Origin of the sequence: uncultured Ralstonia sp. (genome assembly GCA_913056305.1) — a bacterium.
In the GTDB taxonomy this organism is placed as follows: domain Bacteria; phylum Pseudomonadota; class Gammaproteobacteria; order Burkholderiales; family Burkholderiaceae; genus Ralstonia.
In genome coordinates this window covers 1-2,623 of the sequence record CAJXMR010000378.1, presented here as the reverse complement: position 1 = coordinate 2,623, position 2,623 = coordinate 1, and the positions used below count along the sequence as shown (strand labels likewise).

General features: G+C 60.4%; 3 protein-coding genes. All 3 read left to right on the top strand.

The annotated features are described in order from the left end of the window. Window positions 1-429 precede the first annotated feature (429 nt). Window positions 430-720, top strand: coding sequence for an H-NS histone family protein (locus tag QZ609_RS26275; RefSeq protein WP_295501380.1), 291 nt, complete (start codon window positions 430-432; stop codon window positions 718-720). Between the two features lie 88 nt (window positions 721-808). Further along, entirely contained in the window at window positions 809-1,537 is a 729-nt protein-coding gene (locus QZ609_RS26270) for a GntR family transcriptional regulator (RefSeq protein WP_295501377.1), read from the top strand. Window positions 1,538-1,988: 451 nt separating this feature from the next. Further along, a partial coding sequence (locus QZ609_RS26265) for an outer envelope protein (RefSeq protein ID WP_295501374.1) occupies window positions 1,989-2,623 on the top strand: 635 nt, incomplete at its 3' end.

Genomic DNA, 2,623 nt, shown 5'->3' with positions numbered 1-2,623 from the left:
TGCGAACCTTCCTTTGATTGCCCTCGCCGGAGGAAGTTTTGAACACCATCCCTAAGCCAGTAGAAAACCCCCACGCGGTCGGTGCGGAATCATCTTTGTCGCATCCGAGGGCCAATCAGCAAACTGGCTGCTTTGAACGCGCTTTGGGCCGTCTGACATTGCGAGACCCATCCGCGCTTGCTAATGTGAGTGCACTGAAATGCAGCATGACGCGGGTCAGCGGTTTTCATGAATGCGTAAGGAATTTCGGTGTGTCAATCTGCCTTTCTGGTTGAATGCTTGCCGTCAGCTTGCCTGGTGCCGATGTTGGCGCGCAAAGCTTGATGTGCCTTGGATTGGCAGGTGCTCAAAAATTGTTGAAATTTCATTTCAGTTATGAATACAATTGAACTAATATCTGATCCACACGAAACTTTACCGGGAGCGCATATGGCGACATACAAGGAATTGGTTGCACAAAAGGCCAAGCTGGAAGAGCAAATTGAAAGCGCACGGGCCAAAGAGTTGGAGGCAGTGATTCTGCAAGTGCGCCAAACCGTGGCGGAATACGGTTTGACGGCGGAAGACGTGGGCCTGGCGCCGCGTCGCGGCCGCCGCGCGGGTGCCAAGGCACCGGTGCCGGCCAAGTACCGTGACCCGAAGACGGGCGCAACGTGGTCGGGCCGCGGCCGTGCACCGGCCTGGATCGGCAAGAACCGCGACAAATTCCTGATCGCCTGATTCGTGTGATCGCGCAAGACGGCCCGCCATCTGGTGGGCCGTTTGCTTTGGGGCGCCGCCGTTGTCGCGTTCCTGTATAACGTCCGGCATGACACCCCGCCTGCCCAAATATCTTGAACTGGCTGACCGCATTCGGCTGGACATCCTGCATGGCGCGCTGCCGGCCGGCAGCACCGCACCCAGTGAAAATGAACTGGCCCAGCGCTACGGCGTATCGCGCCTGACGGCTCGCCGCACGCTCAATGAATTGGCGCAACGTGGCCTGCTCCGGCGGTCGCGCGGGCAGCGCAGTGTGGTGCTCGACCGGGTGGGGCCGCATCGGCCGGTGCTGTACGCGCCAGGGCAATCGGATGCCGCGCTCGAATACGTGCCAGGCGCGGCCTATAGCGTCAGTGCGTTCCGCCTGGAAACGGCTGACGAAACCGTGGCGACCGCCTTGGGGCTCGAGCCGGGCGCGCAGGTGGCCTACGTGGAGCGCCGCGCGCTGGTGGGCGGTGCGCCCATCATGCTGCTGCGCACGTGGCTGACCTCCCGCCTGGCGGCCATGCTGGAGGCGCGGGACTTTGAGGATCGCCTGTTCGTGCAGGTGTTCCAGCGCGCCAATCTGACCATCGCGCGCTCGCGCGAGGCCGCGCTGGCGTGCATTGCCGACGCATACCAGGCGCGCGAGTTGGACGTGGCGCCGGGTGTGCCGCTCGTGCGGGTGCGCCGCATTGGCTATAGCGTGGCCGACGTGCCGATTTCCCTGACGTATTGCGATTTTTCGCCTGAGCGCTATACGCGCGAGGTGGATATCCGCGTGTTGCAGAACGATTGAGCGGGCTGGCGCGCCAGTACGGTGCAAACGCCTCTCGGATCGGCCCTACGCGGGGACTTGTCTGCTTGAGGTAATCAAGCTAGTCTCCGCCCCTTTCGTCACAAAAATGCCAATTTGTTGTGCGCTAGCGCTGTTGCGCTGGACTGGCACGGCTGTTGCATTGACTCGCCCCGATTGCGCGGGCGGGTTGAGCCACCCTCCCTGCGAAGCAATCCCGTCAACCTCAAAGGTAGCCTTGGCCGAGAAGGCTTCGTATGCCTTGGGTTGAGGAGGTCGAGGCCGGTTCTGGCCGGACGTTCACTCGAATCCCCTTCGGGACGGGAAGAACGGGCCGATGCATCTTGATTTTTTTGTCGTCAATTCCTGGGGGAAATCAAACACTATGACAACGTATAAAAACGCGACGGTAGGCAAATTCGCAGCTTGCGCCTTGGCGGCAGCCGCCTTATCCATGGCGGCTGCAGATGCGAGCGCGGTGGAGTGGAGCGATACCTCGATCGGCTATCGCTACGGCACGCAATTCGCCGAACCGTTTGTGGGCGACGGCATTCACAAGAACATCTTCAACTTCACGCACGCCAGCGGATACAAGTACGGCACGAATTACTTGAACGTGGATCTGCTGGAGTCGGACAGCAAGGACAGCAACGCACAGGAAGCCTATATCGTGTATCGCCACACGCTCGATATCGGCAAAGTCCTCGACAAGAACCTCGGGGCAGGGCCGATTCGGGGCTATGGCCTGACCGCCGGCTTTGACTGGAACACCAAGAACGATACGGGCTACGCGTCGAAGAAGCGCATGCTGGTGGTGGGGCCGACCATGATGATGGACGTCCCGGGCTTCCTGAACATCAGCCTGCTGATGCTGTGGGAGAGCAACGAGCCAATTGGGGTGACAAGCCGCTACCACTATAAGGCGCACCCGATGCTCAACGCAGCATGGGGCATCCCCATTGGTTCGACGGGCTTGTCCTTTGAGGGGTACGCCAACTACATCGCTGCCAAAGGCATGAACGAATTCGGTGGCCCGACTTCGCCAGAACTGAATATCGATGCCATGGTGATGTACGACCTGGGCACGCC

Excerpts from the sequence above, each read along its gene's own strand:
- QZ609_RS26275 (WP_295501380.1), top strand. The coding sequence starts at position 430 with ATGGCGACATACAAGGAATTGGTTGCACAAAAGGCCAAGCTGGAAGAG.
- QZ609_RS26270 (WP_295501377.1), top strand. The coding sequence starts at position 809 with ATGACACCCCGCCTGCCCAAATATCTTGAACTGGCTGACCGCATTCGG.